General features: G+C 72.7%; 14 protein-coding genes, 1 pseudogene and 1 riboswitch. Of the genes and pseudogenes, 9 read left to right on the plus strand and 6 right to left on the minus strand.

Annotated elements, in window-relative coordinates; all coding sequences use genetic code 11:
• Together ICW40_RS12775 and ICW40_RS12780 are read left to right on the plus strand one after the other, a co-directional pair.
• The coding region (locus tag ICW40_RS12775) for a M15 family metallopeptidase (RefSeq protein WP_221654402.1) at positions 1-736 on the plus strand (736 nt) is incomplete at its 5' end.
• Between the two features lie 62 nt (positions 737-798).
• On the plus strand, positions 799-1,044 hold the full coding sequence (locus ICW40_RS12780) for a GNAT family N-acetyltransferase (protein ID WP_221654403.1): 246 nt from the start codon (positions 799-801) through the stop codon (positions 1,042-1,044).
• Between the two features lie 31 nt (positions 1,045-1,075).
• Here ICW40_RS12780 and ICW40_RS12785 read toward each other — a convergent pair whose 3' ends face one another.
• Complete coding sequence (locus tag ICW40_RS12785) at positions 1,076-2,032, minus strand: aldose 1-epimerase family protein (RefSeq protein ID WP_221654404.1); 957 nt, start codon at positions 2,030-2,032, stop codon at positions 1,076-1,078.
• 261 nt (positions 2,033-2,293) lie between these two features.
• On the opposite strand from ICW40_RS12785, the gene ICW40_RS12790 reads away from it, so the two are divergent.
• From ICW40_RS12790 to ICW40_RS21055, 4 genes and pseudogenes are all read left to right on the plus strand, one after another.
• Positions 2,294-3,256, plus strand: a complete 963-nt coding sequence (locus ICW40_RS12790) for a carbohydrate ABC transporter permease (protein WP_221654405.1) — start codon at positions 2,294-2,296, stop codon at positions 3,254-3,256.
• A complete protein-coding gene (locus tag ICW40_RS12795; RefSeq protein WP_221654406.1) occupies positions 3,253-4,185 on the plus strand; it encodes a carbohydrate ABC transporter permease in 933 nt (310 codons plus the stop codon). The genes ICW40_RS12790 and ICW40_RS12795 overlap by 4 nt, the downstream gene beginning before the upstream one ends.
• A gap of 92 nt (positions 4,186-4,277) precedes the next feature.
• Positions 4,278-5,645: an ABC transporter substrate-binding protein gene (locus tag ICW40_RS12800; RefSeq protein ID WP_221654407.1), complete on the plus strand. Its 1,368-nt coding sequence runs from the start codon at positions 4,278-4,280 to the stop codon at positions 5,643-5,645.
• Positions 5,642-6,328: pseudogene (locus tag ICW40_RS21055) on the plus strand (glycerophosphodiester phosphodiesterase); the annotation flags it as partial. The gene ICW40_RS12800 and the pseudogene ICW40_RS21055, both read left to right, overlap by 4 nt.
• A gap of 76 nt (positions 6,329-6,404) precedes the next feature.
• Here the strand turns inward: ICW40_RS21055 and ICW40_RS21060 are convergent.
• Together ICW40_RS21060 and adhE are read right to left on the minus strand one after the other, a co-directional pair.
• A complete protein-coding gene (locus ICW40_RS21060) occupies positions 6,405-6,875 on the minus strand; it encodes a hypothetical protein (protein WP_260459173.1) in 471 nt (156 codons plus the stop codon).
• A gap of 108 nt (positions 6,876-6,983) precedes the next feature.
• Positions 6,984-9,704 (minus strand): bifunctional acetaldehyde-CoA/alcohol dehydrogenase, encoded by a 2,721-nt coding sequence (gene adhE, locus ICW40_RS12810; RefSeq protein WP_221654409.1) that lies wholly within the window; start codon positions 9,702-9,704, stop codon positions 6,984-6,986.
• A 239-nt stretch (positions 9,705-9,943) separates the two neighbouring features.
• On the opposite strand from adhE, the gene ICW40_RS12815 reads away from it, so the two are divergent.
• Entirely contained in the window at positions 9,944-10,423 is a 480-nt protein-coding gene (locus ICW40_RS12815) for an Hsp20/alpha crystallin family protein (RefSeq protein WP_308121785.1), read from the plus strand.
• A 157-nt stretch (positions 10,424-10,580) separates the two neighbouring features.
• Here ICW40_RS12815 and ICW40_RS12820 read toward each other — a convergent pair whose 3' ends face one another.
• Positions 10,581-11,030 carry an SRPBCC family protein gene (locus ICW40_RS12820; protein WP_221654410.1) on the minus strand — a complete coding sequence of 150 codons (450 nt, stop codon included), beginning with the start codon at positions 11,028-11,030 and terminating at the stop codon, positions 10,581-10,583.
• Positions 11,031-11,224: 194 nt separating this feature from the next.
• A riboswitch (cyclic di-GMP riboswitch) is annotated at positions 11,225-11,300 on the plus strand.
• Between the two features lie 29 nt (positions 11,301-11,329).
• Between ICW40_RS12820 and ICW40_RS12825 the strand changes: the two genes are divergently transcribed.
• Positions 11,330-11,548 carry a BldC family transcriptional regulator gene (locus ICW40_RS12825; RefSeq protein ID WP_221654415.1) on the plus strand — a complete coding sequence of 73 codons (219 nt, stop codon included), beginning with the start codon at positions 11,330-11,332 and terminating at the stop codon, positions 11,546-11,548.
• A 197-nt stretch (positions 11,549-11,745) separates the two neighbouring features.
• Here ICW40_RS12825 and ICW40_RS12830 read toward each other — a convergent pair whose 3' ends face one another.
• Positions 11,746-12,138, minus strand: a complete 393-nt coding sequence (locus ICW40_RS12830; protein WP_221654411.1) for a hypothetical protein — start codon at positions 12,136-12,138, stop codon at positions 11,746-11,748.
• Between the two features lie 106 nt (positions 12,139-12,244).
• Positions 12,245-12,943: a TetR/AcrR family transcriptional regulator gene (locus ICW40_RS12835; RefSeq protein ID WP_221654412.1), complete on the minus strand. Its 699-nt coding sequence runs from the start codon at positions 12,941-12,943 to the stop codon at positions 12,245-12,247.
• Between the two features lie 157 nt (positions 12,944-13,100).
• Between ICW40_RS12835 and ICW40_RS12840 the strand changes: the two genes are divergently transcribed.
• Positions 13,101-14,156 carry an NAD(P)-dependent alcohol dehydrogenase gene (locus ICW40_RS12840; RefSeq protein WP_221654413.1) on the plus strand — a complete coding sequence of 352 codons (1,056 nt, stop codon included), beginning with the start codon at positions 13,101-13,103 and terminating at the stop codon, positions 14,154-14,156.
• Positions 14,157-14,271 lie beyond the last annotated feature (115 nt).

Here is a 14,271-nt window from a genome sequence, read left to right on the forward strand (position 1 = left end):
GGCCGGTCTGGCGCCCGCGTCCGCCCCGCGCGCGTGGCTCCCGCGCGCCGGCGTGCTCGCGGCGCTCGCCGTCGCGACCATCGCGGTGCCGCTCGTGGACCACCGCGCCGAGGTCGCCACCGTGGACGCCGAGGCGCTGACCGTGGCGGCCGACCCGTCCCTGCCCTCCGCCTACGACGTCCTCGCGGGTGGTGGCGAGCACGCGACGGCCACCTCCGTCCTCGCCGCCGTGCGCGGCGCCGAGCGGCTGAGCGAGATGGCGAGCCGCTCCTACGACCGGGACCCGCTGCCGGGCTGCGACGGCGAGGCCCGTCCGGCCGGCTCGAACGGGCTCATCCCGGCCTCGGACCTGTGCCGGCTCTGGGTCGACGACCAGATGCTCCGAGGCGACGCGGCCGTCGCCCTCGCGGAGCTCAACGCGAACTTCCGCGCGGCGTTCGGCCGGGACCTGTGCCTGACCGACTCGTACCGCTCCCTCGCCGACCAGCGTCGCGTCGCGGCGCAGAAGCCGGGTCTCGCCGCGTCCCCGGGGACCTCGAACCACGGCTGGGGTCTCGCGATCGACCTGTGCACGTCGGAGAACCGGTCGTCGTCGGTCATGGGCTGGCTCCAGGACAACGGCCCGACGTTCGGCTGGGACAACCCGCAGTGGGCGCGGCCGGGCGGCTCGGGCGCCTTCGAGCCGTGGCACTGGGAGTTCGTCCCCGGCACGTCGGAGATGGGCACCAACTACTGAGGTCCCGCCGGCGGGCCCTCCGCGGTGGGGGTCGTCGCCACGGTCAGGCGGAGCAGGGCAGGATGACGGTCGTGCCCCTCACCACCACCGCGGTGCTGCCGGCCGGGACCTTCGCAGGGCGTGACCAGCCGGTGCTGAGCAGCGCGAGGCTCGTGCTTCGCCCGTGGGACCCGGCGGACGTGGAGGCGGTCGTGGGGGCCTACGCCGATCCCGACATCCGACGCTGGCACGCCCGCACGATGACCGCGGACGAGGCCGAGGCGTGGACCGCGCACTGGCACGTGCACGCACGGCTCAGCGGCGCCTGACCGGCTCGCCCGCGCGCACGGCGCGGGCCCGTCAGAGGAGGGCTGCGCCCCAGGTGACCTCGTGGCTCTCGCCGGGGGCGATGTGCACCAGCCGGTCACCCGTGCGGAACGCGTCCGCGATGCAGCTCATCGGCTCGGCCGCGACGCCGGTGCGGCGGACGCGCTCGGGGCTGATGTGGTCGCCCGTGCAGATCTGCCACGCGTCCATCGACTCGTCCATCCAGACCGCCGCCGTGCGTCCGTCCGGTCCCTCGACGCGGATCCAGGAGAGGCCGTCCTCGTCGCGGATGACGTCGAGGTAGGCGTCGTCGAGGTCGAGCCCCCGCAGCGAGCGCGGCGTGCGCAGGTCGTAGTCGCCCGCCACCGGCTCCGTCCCCGTCGGCAGCAGCCGCTCGTCGACCGTGACGCGCGTGGCCGCGTCGAGCCGCACCGTGCACTCGTCGAGCGACGCGCCACCGGGCGAGAGCCACGGGTGGAAGCCGACGCCGTAGGGCGCCGGCCGGGTGCCCAGGTTGGTCGCCGTCGTCTGGACGTGCAGCCCGGCCGCCGTGAGTCGGTACGTGACCTGGAGGAGGAGGTCGAAGGGGTAGCCGGGGCTCGGCGCGAGGCGCAGCCGCAGCGTCGCGGCGTGCCCCGCCACGTGGGCCTCGTCGACGCTCCCCAGCACCTCCCAGCGCTGCCACATCACCAGGCCGTGCAGGGCCGTGCCGAGGTCGGGCTCGCTGATGTCGAGCTGCAGCTCCTGGCCGTCCACCGTGTACCGGCCGTCCCGGATCCGGTTCGGCCAGGGCGCGAGCACGGCTCCGTGGCCCGCGGGCGCCACCTCGTCCTCGCCGAACGGCGTGAAGACGTCGCGGCCGCCGACGGCGTACCGGCGCACCTTCGCGCCGACGTCGGTGACGGTCACCTCCTGGTCGTCGAGGACCAGCTGGACCTGGTGGCCCGAGAGGGGCGACGGGCGGGTGGCGGCGGTGTGGTGAGGACTCACGGCGGCAACGGTAGCGGGCCTCCGGCGGCCTCGGCCTCCCCGGTCTCACGCACCGACGCGCGGCGTGCGGACGGACGTCCGGCGAACCTCCGGCGGCCGCCGGGCGACCGGCGTGAACAGTGCCCGAACGTCGCCCGAACGTGCTCCCGAAGGCGTCCTCACGGGCCGGTGACCGCCCTAGCGTGACTCGCGGTCCACCGGCTCGCCGGCACGTCCGGACCTTCATCTCCCCTGCTCGTCACACCCGCGGAGACCCTCCCGATGTCCATCGCAGTCCTCCCTGCGCGTCGTCCGCACGCCGCGGACGGGCGCCCCGTCGCGCGCCTCGCGCGCCGGCCGGGCGCCCGTCGCCGACGGCGCCGGGCGACCCTCGCGTTCGCCCTGCTCGCCGGGCCCAACGTGCTCCTGCTGCTCGTCTTCGTGTACCGCCCGCTCGTCGAGAGCCTCTACCTGTCGACCCTGCAGTGGAACCTCGGCAGTCCCGTCGCCCGGTTCATCGGGCTCGGCAACTACCGCGAGTGGTTCACCAGCCCCGAGACGGCCGGCGTGCTGGTCACGACAGGGGTCTTCACCGCGGCCACCGTCGGCGGCGCGCTCGTCATGGGGCTCGGCCTGGCGCTCCTGCTGGACCGGCGGCTCGTCGGCCGGGGTGTCGCGCGCACGGTCGCCTTCGCGCCCTACGTGCTGTCGGGCTTCGCGGTCGGCATCCTCTGGCTGTTCATCTTCGACCCGCGGTACGGACTGATGTCGACCGTCCTGGGCTGGTTCGGTGCGGCGTCGCCGCAGTGGTACACCGACCCGCCGTGGCCGCTCGTCATGGTGGTCGTGGTCTACCTGTGGAAGCACGTGGGCTACGTCGCGCTCATCTACCTCGCCGGGCTCCAGTCCATCCCTCAGGACCTGCGCGACGCCGCCGCCCTCGACGGCGCCTCACCCGCGCGGACCCTGCGCTCGGTGGTGCTGCCGCTGCTGACCCCGACGACGTTCTTCCTGCTCGTGACGATGATGCTCAGCTCGTTGCAGTCCTTCGACCTGATCCAGGCGATGACGCAGGGTGGACCGCTCGGCAGCACGACGACGCTCATGTACCAGATCTACGAGGAGGGCTTCGTCAACGGACGGGCAGGCTACGCCTCCGCGGGCGCCACCGTGCTGTTCGTCCTCCTCCTCGTGGTCACGGCCGTCCAGCTCCGGTTCGTGGAGCGGAAGGTGCACTACGCATGAGCGTCCAGACACCGCCCCGTCCCGCCCCCGTCGCCGCACCCGCACCGCCGGTCGGCGCGCCGCCACCGACCCGCAGACAGCGGCGAGGCGTGCCCACGGGCCGCCGCCGTGGCCGTCGTCTCGACGTCGGCGGGTACGTGGCGATGGTCGCGGCCACCGTCGTGCTCGGTGCGCCCCTGCTGTGGATGCTCCTCGCGAGCCTCAAGGACCGCGACGAGCTCTACCGGCTGCCGCTCCAGTGGCTGCCCCAGCAGGCGGACCTCGCCAACTACCTCCAGGCGGCCCAGACCGTGCCGTTGGGCCGCCTGCTCGCCAACAGCATCGCGCTCACCCTCGTGGGCTCCGGGCTCAAGGTGGTGCTGGGACTGTGCTGCGCGTACGCGCTCGTCTTCCTCGACGTGCCGCTGCGTCGTGCGGTGTTCGTCCTCGTCCTCGCGACGCTGATGATCCCGCCGCAGATCACGATCATCCCGAACTACACGCTCGTCGCCGACCTGGGCTGGCTCAACACCTATCAGGGGATCCTCGTGCCCGGGCTCGCGAGCGCGTTCGGCACGTTCCTGTTCCGCCAGCACTTCCTCTCGCTGCCGCGGTCGGTGGTCGAGGCGGCCGAGCTCGACGGCGCGGGCCACTGGCGGACGCTGTGGCGGGTCGTCGTGCCCATGTCCGTGCCGACGCTCGCGGCCGTGGCGCTCGTCTCGGTCGTCACCGAGTGGAACGACTACCTGTGGCCGTTCCTCGTCGTGGACGACGCGGAGAAGATGACGCTCCCCGTCGGCCTGACCCTGCTCCAGAACATCGACGGGATGACCAACTGGGGCGTCCTGCTCGCGGCGACCGTCGTCGTCACGCTCCCGATCCTGCTCGTCTTCCTCCTGCTCCAGCGCCGGCTGGTGGCAGGGCTCACCGCAGGTGCCGTCACCGGCTGAGCCGGGCCGCGCGACCCCACACCCACCCGGCACGACCCCCGAGACCCCGCGGTGCCTCGACGAGCCGCGGCCCCACCACCGAGGAGAACCCCGTGTCCCACCCCCGCCCTGCCCCGCACCCGCGGCGCACCGCCGTCGGCGCCCTCGCCGTGCTCGCGACGGCCGCACTGGCCGCGTGCTCAGGACCCGCCGTCGGCACCGACACGTCGGCGGCCGCCGAGGCCGGGACCCTCGACGAGGTCGACTGGTCGACCGTCGAGCCCGCCTCGGAGATCACCTGGTGGAGCAACCACCCGGGTGCCTCCCAGGAGGTCGAGCAGGAGCTGATCCGCAGGTTCAACGAGGTGCACCCCGAGATCACCGTGAACCTGGTGACCGCGGGCGCCGGCTACGACGAGGTCGCGCAGCGCTTCCAGGCCGCGTCGCAGACCGACGAGCTGCCGGACCTCGTCATCGCGAGCGACGTGTGGTGGTTCCGGTACCACCTCAACGACCAGATCCTCCCGCTGGACGGCGTCTTCGAGCACCTGGACGTCGACACCGAGGACTTCGTCCCCGCGCTCTACGGTGACTACGAGTACGACGGCGCCCACTGGGCGGCCCCGTACGCGCGCTCGACGCCGCTCTTCTACTACAACAAGGACATGTGGGCCGCTGCCGGCCTCCCCGACCGGGGCCCTGAGACCTGGGACGAGCTGGGGGAGTGGAGCGAGGCCCTGCGGACCCAGGTCCCCGTCGACGGCGCGCCGATGGGCCTGGCGACCGGTCCGTCGTGGTCGGCGTGGTGGTTCCAGAACATGCTGTGGGCGCACGGTGGCCAGTACAGCGACGGGTGGGAGACGACGCTCGACACGCCCGAGGCACTCGCCGCGGGGGAGTTCGTCCACGACCTCTTCCACGGCTCGAGGATCGCGACCGTCTCGACCGACGCCAACGCGGACTTCGCCGCCGGTGTCGTCGCCTCGACGATCGGCTCGACGGGAAGCCTCACGGGCATCCTCGAGTCGGCCACCTTCGAGGTCGGGACGGCCTACCTGCCCGACGGTCCCGCGGGCTCCGGGACGCCGACCGGCGGCACCGGCCTCGCCATCCCGTCGTCGCGTACCCCCGAGCAGCAGCTCGCGGCGGCGACGTTCCTCGCATTCCTCACCGACACGGACGCGACGGCGTACTTCTCCCAGAGCACCGGGTACATGCCCGTGCGCACGTCGGCCGTCGAGTCCGACGCGATGCAGGCCGTCTACGAGCAGATGCCGCAGTTCCGCACCGCCGTCGACCAGCTCGCCGACAAGGCGCGCTCGCAGGACTGGATCCGCGTGTTCGTGCCCTCGGCCGACCAGATCCTGACCGACGCGATCGAGCAGATCGTGCTCGAGGGCACGGACCCGGAGGCCGCGTTCGCGGAGATCACGCCGCGGATCGAGACGGCGCACCGCGAGAACGTCGAGCCCTACCTGTGACGGCCGTCGTCGCCCACCGTGGTGCGTCGGCGCTCGCGCCGCAGAACACTCTCGCGGCGTTCGAGGCGGCATGGCGTGCCGGGGCGCACAGCATCGAGCTCGACGTGCGCCTCACGCGGGACGGGCACGTCGTCGTGATCCACGACGAGTCGGTCGACGCCACGACGGACGGCGCGGGAGACGTCAGCAGCATGGACCTCGCCGACCTGCGCCGGCTGGACGCGGGCTCGTGGTTCGCACCGGCGTTCGCGGGTCAGCGGGTGCCCACCTTCGACGAGGTGGTCGAGCTCCTCGTCGCGCGGCCCGGCATCGAGCTGCTGCTCGAGGTCAAGGGCGCGTGGGGCGTGGCGGACGTCCGTCGGCTCACCGAGCCGATCGCCCGGGCCGGGCTCACCGACCGCGTGGTCGCGCAGAGCTTCTGGCCCCGGACGGTGGAGGCGCTGCGCCACGCCGACCCCGCTCTGCGTCGCGGCCTGCTCGTGGCGGAGTGGGACGAGGACCTCCTCGCCCTGTGCGCGGAGCTCGACGTCGTCGCGTGCAACCCGCACGGTCGCGTGCTGCTCGACCGGCCCGGCCTCGTGACCGAGCTCCACGCGGCCGGGCTCCAGGTGATGGTCTGGACGCTCGACGAGCCGGAGCAGTGGGCGCTCGCGACGGACGCGGGTGTCGACGCGGTGATCACCGACCGTCCGGACCGGCTCGTCGGCTGGCTCGTGGGCCGCCGCGTCGCAGCCCGCGGCGCCGCGACGACCGGCGCGCTCAGGCCTCGTCGAGCTGCTGACCGAGGCTCTCGACCTGCTCACGCAGCGCGTCGAGCGCCGTCCGGAGCGCGCCGTCGGCGTCGCCGGCGGCCGCGTCGAGCTTCTGCTCGGCGTCCTGGAGCGCGGTCCGCGCGTCCGCGACGGCCTGCTCCGCCTCGGGTCCGGCGTCGTCGGCCGCGCCCTCGACCGCCGCGCGGGCCTGGTCGATCGCGGTGCCCGCGGAGGTGACCGCGTCCTCCACCTGGGCCTTCGCCTCGTCGTCGAGCGTGGCCTCGTCGAGCGTCCGTTCGAGGTCCTGGACCGAGCGGCGTGCGCCGTCCACGCCTTCCTGGACGTCCTCGCCGATGCGGTCGAGGTCGACGTCGGGCAGGTCCTGGCCCTCGCTGCACCCGGCCAGCAGGCCGGCCGTGAGCAGGGCGCAGAGGGACGGTGCGAGCAGCCGGGAGCGGGTCCGGGACGACGTGCGCATGAGACCTCCGGGGGAGCGGGGGCCTTCAGTCTGCCCGCCCGGGGGCCGCCGCGGCCACCGGGCGACGAGGGTGTGCCCGCCCGCGCGACCGGGCGGGCACACCGGGCGTCAGGCCTGGGAGACAGCCTCCTGGGCGGACTGTTCCGCCGCGCCTGCCGCCGTGCGCCGTGAGCGCACGTCCTGCAGCGACGTCCCGTAGAACGCCGCGGTCATGAGGTCCTTCAGGTCCGCGAGCATCGGCATGCGCGGGTTGGCGGGCGCGCACTGGTCCTCGTAGGAGCGCATGGCGAGGTCGTCGAGCTTGCCCATGAACGCCTGCTCGGAGACGCCCTGCGCCGCGAACGACGCCGGGATCCCGACGGCGTCGCGGAGCCGCTCCACCGCACGGGCGTAGGACTCGACGCCCTCGGCGGGCGTCGCCGCCGGGAGCCCCAGGGTCTTCGCGATCTCCTGGAACCGCTCGGGCGCGACGTAGTGCTCGTACTTCGGCCAGCTCGTGAGCTTGGTCGGGACCGTGCCGTTGTAGCGGATCACGTGCGGCAGCAGCGTCGCGTTCGTGCGGCCGTGGACCAGGTGGAACGTCGAGCCGATGGTGTGCGCCATCGCGTGCACGATGCCGAGGAAGGCGTTGCCGAACGCCATGCCGGCGATCGTCCCGGCGTTATGCATCTTCTCGCGGGCCACGACCGCCGCCTCGCCACCGACCACGGATTGCTCGAGGTTCTCGAAGATCAGCCGGATGGCCTGGAGTGCCATGCCGTCCGTGAAGTCGTTGGCGTAGACGGAGACGAACGCCTCGGTCGCGTGCGTCAAGGCGTCGAAGCCCGAGTCGGCCGCGAGCGACGCCGGCATCCGCCCGGTCAGCGCGGGGTCGATGATGGCGACCGTGGGCGTCAGCGCGTAGTCCGCGAGCGGGTACTTCACGCCGGTCCTCTGGTCGGTGATCACGGCGAACGGCGTCACCTCGGCGCCCGTGCCCGACGTGGTCGGGATGCAGACGAGCTTCGCCCTCTCGCCCAGCGTCGGGAACTTGAAGGCCCGCTTGCGCACGTCGAAGAACTTCTCGCGCATGTCCGCGAAGACGATCTCCGGGTGCTCGTAGCGCAGCCACATGACCTTCGCGGCGTCCATCGGTGAGCCGCCGCCGAGCGCGATGATCGTGTCGGGGTTGAAGTGACGCATGGCCTCGGCGCCACGGTCGACGGTCGCGATGCTCGGCTCGGGCTCGACGTCGTCGAGGATCTGCAGGGCGATCTTCTCCGGTCGGCGGCCGAGCACGTCGAGCACCTTGTCGACGAAGCCGAGCGTCGTCATGGTCGCGTCGGTGACGATCGTGACCCGGTGCACGTCCGGCATGTCCGCGAGGTAGCGGATCGCGTGGGGCTCGAAGTAGGTCTTGGCGGGGACCTTGAACCACTGCAGGTTGTTGTTGCGCCGGCCGATCCGCTTGATGTTCACCAGGTTGACCGCCGAGACGTTGTTCGAGACCGAGTTGGCGCCGTAGCTCCCGCAGCCGAGGGTGAGCGACGGGATGAACGCGTTGTAGATGTCGCCGATGCCGCCGAGCGAGGACGGCGAGTTCCAGATGACGCGGATCGCCTTGACGCGGCTGCCGAACTCCTCCGACAGCGCCTTGTCCTCGGTGTGGATCGCGGCGCTGTGCCCGAGGCCGTCGAACTCGACCATCTGCTCGGCGAGACGGATGCCGTGCTCGCGCGAGTCCGCCCGCAGGACGGCCAGCACGGGGCAGAGCTTCTCGCGCGTGAGGGGCTCGGCCGGGCCGACACCGCCGACCTCGGCGAGGATGATCGACGTCTCCTCCGGAACCGCGAACCCCGCGTGCTCGGCGATCCACTGCGGGCTCTGCCCGACGACGGACGCGTTGAGCCTCGCGCCGCTGCACGCCGCGTCCTGTGCCTCGACGCCGAAGATGAACCGCTCGAGCATGGCCTTCTCGGCGGGCGTGCAGCGGTACGCGTGCAGCACGGCGAACTCGGCCATCGCCTCGTCGTAGATCTCCGAGTCGAGGATGACGGCCTGCTCGGACGCGCACACCATCCCGTTGTCGAAGGCCTTGGAGAGGACGACGTCGTTGACCGCGCGCTTGAGCTTGGCGGTCGCCTCGATGTAGGCGGGGACGTTGCCCGCGCCGACGCCCAGCGCCGGCTTGCCGCACGAGTAGGCGGCCTTGACCATCGCGTTCCCGCCGGTCGCCAGGATGAGCGCGACGCCCGGGTGGTTCATGAGCTCGTTCGTCGCCGCGATCGACGGCTCGGAGACCCACTGGATGCAGTGTTCCGGCGCCCCGGCGGCGACGGCCGCGTCGCGCACGACGCGCGCCGCGGCGACCGAGCTCTCCTGGGCCGACGGGTGGAACGCGAAGATGATCGGGTTGCGCGTCTTGAGGGCGATCAGCGACTTGAAGATGGCGGTCGAGGTGGGGTTCGTGACAGGTGTGATGCCTGCGACGACGCCGACGGGCTCGGCGATCTCCACGATGCCGCTGAGGTCGTCGCGGCCGACGATGCCCACGGTCTTCAGGGACGCCATCGAGTTCGTGACGTGCTCGCACGCGAAGATGTTCTTGACGGCCTTGTCCTCGAAGACGCCGCGGCGGGTCTCCGCGACGGCGTGCTGGGCGAGGACCCCGTGCTGGTTGAGCGCGGCGACGGACGCCTTCCTGACGATGTGGTCGACGTCCTCCTGCGTGAAGGACGCGTACTGCGCGAGGGCCTTCGTCGCGCCGGCCACGAGAGCGTCGACGGGTGAGGTCGCGGCACGGGTCGTCGCGGGCTCGGAGGCCTTGCTGGGAACTGGACGTGCAGCCACGGGATCTCCCGATGTCTCGGCTTCGGTGGATGGGGATCTCCGTCGATCCGCTGTCCACGCTAGGAGCCGCCGCAGCGCACGACGTGTGCCAAAGGTCCCCAGGACGTCGGTCCTGACCACTTGGCACTCCTACCCCGAGAGTGCTAGAAAATGGAGCTGTAGCCGCCCGGTGCGGGCCCTCCCCACCGGGGCGTCCGTGCCCCGGACGGTCCGGGGCACCTCAGGAGGAGGTGAGTCGCGTGGCTACCCGTCTGGACCCCTTCGTGGACCCGACCCGCTGGATGGATCAGCTCCTCGGCACGTTGCGGGAGGCTCCCGGCCCCCAGGTCCCGACCATGCCGATGGACCTCTACCGCGCCGGCGACCACTACGTGATGCACGTGGACCTGCCCGGCGTGGACCCGGGCTCGGTGGACGTCAACGTCGAGGACCGCACGCTGACCATCCGCGCCGAGCGCACAGCCCGGACCGAGTCCGACGTCCAGTGGCTCGCGCGCGAGCGCGTCTCGGGGACCTACGTCCGCCAGCTCACGGTGGGCCGCGGCCTCGCCCTCGACCGGATCGAGGCCAGCTACGCGGACGGCGTGCTGACGCTCACGATCCCGGTGGCGGAGGAGGCCAGGCCCCGCCGGATCGAGATCCAGCACGCGGGCAGCAGCGCCGCCCTCGGCAGCGCGCAGCCCGAGCAGCGGCAGGTCGAGCAGGCGCAGGCCGGCTGATCGTCGGGTCGGCGGCACGGCCGTGGCCTGCACGACCACGAGCCCCGCACGACGACGAGCCCCGCACGACGACGAGGCCCGCACGACGACGAGGCCCGGTCCGCTGCGCGGACCGGGCCTCGTGCTGCTCAGGTCGTCGTGCCGGCGATGTGCTCGCTCAGCTGACGTCGCCGCGCCAGGCACCGGTCTCGGTGCCGCGCGCCTCGATGAACTCCTTGAACCGCTTGAGGTCGCCCTTCACCTGGGCGTCATCGACGCCGACGACGGCACCGACCTTCTCGACCAGCGACTCCGTCTCCCAGTCGATCTGCACCATGATCCGCGTGGTCGTGTCGCTGAGCCGGTGGAAGGTGACGACGCCCGCATGGGTCTTGCCGTCGATGCTCTTCCACGCCACCCGCTCGTCGGGGTGCTGCTCGGTGATCTCGGCGTCGAACTCGCGCTCGACCCCGCCGATCTTCGTCCGCCAGTGCGTCAGCGTGTCGCCGATCTGCGTGATCGACTCGACGCCGCCCATGAACTGGGGGAACGACTCGAACTGCGTCCACTGGTTGTAGACGGTCGTGACCGGGACGTCGACGTCGATGGACTGCTCGATCGTGGGCACGGAGTACCTCCTGCGTCCTGTGTGTCGGTGATCTCTCGGGCTCTGCCACCGTAGGTCGGTCCACGCCGGGGCGCGCGGCGACGGTGACCGCCTCGCCCGGGACGGCGGCCGGCGGTCGCGCGAACGGGTGAACTTGCCCCGCGTCGCGCGTCGGGCTTTGCGCCGATGTCCGGATTGTGTGACCCTGTCCATGTCAGCGAGAAGGGCAAACCCACCGCGAGGTGGGGACGCAAAGCCACGGGACCCCAGAGGTCGGCCGGGCTCACCGAACGACGAAGGAGTTGCACATGTCCCCTCAGATGTCTGCTTCCACCACCCGCACCGAGGCGCCTGGCGCGCTCCTGACCCCGTCCGAGGTCGCGAGCATGTTCCGGGTCGACCCGAAGACGGTCACGCGCTGGGCGAAGGCCGGCAAGCTCTCGGCGATCCGCACGCTCGGCGGGCACCGTCGGTACAGCGAGGCCGAGGTGCGCAGCCTGCTCAACGGCGTGCCGCAGCCGCGCGACAGCGAGGACTGAGCACCACCCGCAGCACCGAGCGACCCGCACGGTCGCGACGAAGGCCCCGCCGGCTCACGCCGCGCGGGGCCTTCATCGTCCAGGCCGTCGTCGTCCAGGCCTCGTCGTCCGGGCGTTCGTCGTACATCCCTTGCCGTCCGGGCATGCCGACGGCCCTCGCGGCACGTGCGGCCGGAGGGGTGGTGGGGCGGGACCCGTCAGAAGACGAACCGCCTCGGCGTCCGGTCGACCCGCAGCGCCTGGGCCGCCGCCGCGAGCAGCGCGCGCGTCGGCGCGACGGCGTAGCCCGGTCGCGTCATCGCGAAACCGTCGGGGTGGACGTGCTCGGAGCGCAGCGAAGGCGCCTCGCCGCGGGCGCGCCGGTCGAGCTCCTCCGCCGCCTTCTCGACGAGGCGGTCGACGGCCTCGGGCCGGAAGCCGCGGCGCACGGCCGTCGTCGGCAGCGCCGCCAGGGCGGCGCGCAGCTCGGCCCCCGTGCGCAGCGGGGCGACGCCTGCGGGCGCCGCCGTCGCGCCCACCTCGGGAGCCGCCGGTCGGACGCTCGCGCTGAAGCCTGCGGGACGGACTGCGCCGCCCGTGAGATCGGTCATGGGGTGTTCCTTCGTCGTCGAAGATCACGCACTCACCGGGACCATCGACCTCCATGGGCGCGGGCTTGACCACCCGGACGGGTGGACTTCGCCGACCTGCGCCGGCTCAGCCCTGCCGAGCGAGCCGCTCGAGCCCGTCCAGCACGAGGTCGAGGCCGAACTCGAACTCGGTCTGGTCGTCGCACCAGCCCAGCGTGGAGCCCGGCTCGTCGTGGGCGACCTCCGAGAACATCGCGACGAGGTGGGGGATGTGCGGCGCGATCTGCGCGAGGACGGCCTCCGCCTCGGCGTCGCCGCCCTCCGGCTCGCCCAGCTCCTGCGTGAACCCGTGGACGCGGCTGCCCAGGGCGTGCAGCCCGTGGTGGACGAGGTCCCAGGAGAACCCTCCGGCGCGCATGAGCGCGACGATGCCGTCGACGTGCCGGGCGGCCGAGAGCGTCATGGCGTTCCGGGCCTCCATGACCTGGGGTGTCCAGCGGTGCCGCAGCATGACGGTGCGCGCGGCGAGGATCCGTGCGCGCACGGCCGGCTGCCAGTCCCGGGGGTCGGCGAGGTCCGGAGGCTCGAGACGGGAGACGGCGTCCAGCATCTCGTCGAGGACGAGCTCGAGCGCCCCGTCGAGGATGCCGTCCTTCCCCCGCACGTGGTGGTACAGCGACATGGCCTCGACGCCGAGCTCCTCGGCCAGGCGCCGCATCGTGAGTGCCTCGACCCCGTGCTCGTCGGCGATGGCCACGGCGCGACGCAGCACGGCGTCGCGCGTGAGGCGGGTACGACGTCGCGTCGCGTCTGTCGTCTCGACCATGCCACCTCCTCTCGGTCCCCACCTTCTCATCTGCGTCGCCGCGATCTCGGCACCGTCAGGGTGTTGACGGCGGGGTGCGCTGCTTCTACCTTACAACGTAAGCCTTACGTCGTAAGGACGTTCAGGAGGCGCCCTCGGCGCCGGGGAAGGGGACGACATGACCACCTCGCAGGCGCAGGAGCACCGGCCCGACCGTGTGCGCCGTGCCGCGGCCACGCCGCTCATGCGTGCCGCCGTGCACCACCGGTTCGGCGGGCCCGAGGTCGTGGGGGTCGAGTCCGTGCCGCGGCCGGTGCCTGGCCCGCGGGACCTCCTGGTCAGGGTCCACGCGTCGGACGTCAGCGTCGCCGACCACCGCATGCGGGCCCGCGACCTGCCGCGCGGCTTCGCGCTCGTCGCGCCCTTCCTCCTGGGCCTGCGCGCACCGCGCCGGACCGTGCTCGGCATGGAGGCGGCGGGCGTGGTCGAGGCGGTCGGCGCCGAGGTGCGCGACTACCGCCCGGGGGACCGGGTCGCGGCGGCCACCGGCGCGTACTTCGGCGGTCACGCCGAGTACGCCCTCGTCCGCGCCGACCAGGCGGTCACGCGGGTGCCCGACGACATGGGGTTCGAGGACGCGGTCGCCCTCGTCTTCGGCGGCGCCACGGCGATGGCCTTCCTTCGTGCCGGGCGGGTCGGTCCGGGCAGCGAGGTCCTCGTCAACGGGGCGTCGGGCGCGGTCGGCGTCATGGCGGTGCAGCTCGCGAAGCACCTCGGCGCGCGTGTCACCGGCGTCTGCAGCGGGCGCAACGTCGAGCTGGTCCGCAGCCTCGGTGCCGACGTCGTCGTCGACCACGAGATCGAGGACTTCGCTGCGCGCGGCGAGACGTACGACGTCGTCGTCGAGTGCGTCGGCAACGCGTCGTTCCGACGCGTCCGGCCGCTGATCCGGCCGGGCGGCTCGCTCCTGGTCGTCGTCGGCGCCCTGGGGGACCTGCTCCTGGCGCCGTGGCGCCGGTGGCGCAGCGGCATCCGGGTGGTCGGGGGAGACCTCGGGTGGAGGTCCGAGGACCTGGCCCTGCTCGTGCGGCTCGCGGACGAGGCGACGATCCGCCCCGTGGTCGACCGCACGTACGGGCTGGACGACGTCGTCGAGGCGCACCGCTACGTCGACACCGGGCGCAAGCGCGGCGCCGTCGTGCTCCGCGTCCGCGACGAGGCCCCGACCGCCTGACGGCGATCTGACGGACGGGTTGCACGACGAAGCCCCGGCCACCATCGGTGGACCGGGGCTCGCTGTGTGCTGGGTGCCCGCGGCAGTGTTCTGCGTCAGGACATAGGAAACGCAT

Source organism: Actinotalea ferrariae (assembly GCF_019733465.1).
Lineage (GTDB): Bacteria > Actinomycetota > Actinomycetes > Actinomycetales > Cellulomonadaceae > Actinotalea > Actinotalea ferrariae_A.

Coding starts and splice junctions, on each gene's coding strand:
- ICW40_RS21060 (WP_260459173.1), bottom strand. CDS start 6,875: ATGCGCACGTCGTCCCGGACCCGCTCCCGGCTGCTCGCACCGTCCCTC.
- ICW40_RS12795 (WP_221654406.1), top strand. CDS start 3,253: ATGAGCGTCCAGACACCGCCCCGTCCCGCCCCCGTCGCCGCACCCGCA.
- ICW40_RS12780 (WP_221654403.1), top strand. CDS start 799: ATGACGGTCGTGCCCCTCACCACCACCGCGGTGCTGCCGGCCGGGACC.
- ICW40_RS12840 (WP_221654413.1), top strand. CDS start 13,101: ATGACCACCTCGCAGGCGCAGGAGCACCGGCCCGACCGTGTGCGCCGT.
- ICW40_RS12830 (WP_221654411.1), bottom strand. CDS start 12,138: ATGACCGATCTCACGGGCGGCGCAGTCCGTCCCGCAGGCTTCAGCGCG.
- ICW40_RS12835 (WP_221654412.1), bottom strand. CDS start 12,943: ATGGTCGAGACGACAGACGCGACGCGACGTCGTACCCGCCTCACGCGC.
- ICW40_RS12790 (WP_221654405.1), top strand. CDS start 2,294: ATGTCCATCGCAGTCCTCCCTGCGCGTCGTCCGCACGCCGCGGACGGG.
- ICW40_RS12825 (WP_221654415.1), top strand. CDS start 11,330: ATGTCTGCTTCCACCACCCGCACCGAGGCGCCTGGCGCGCTCCTGACC.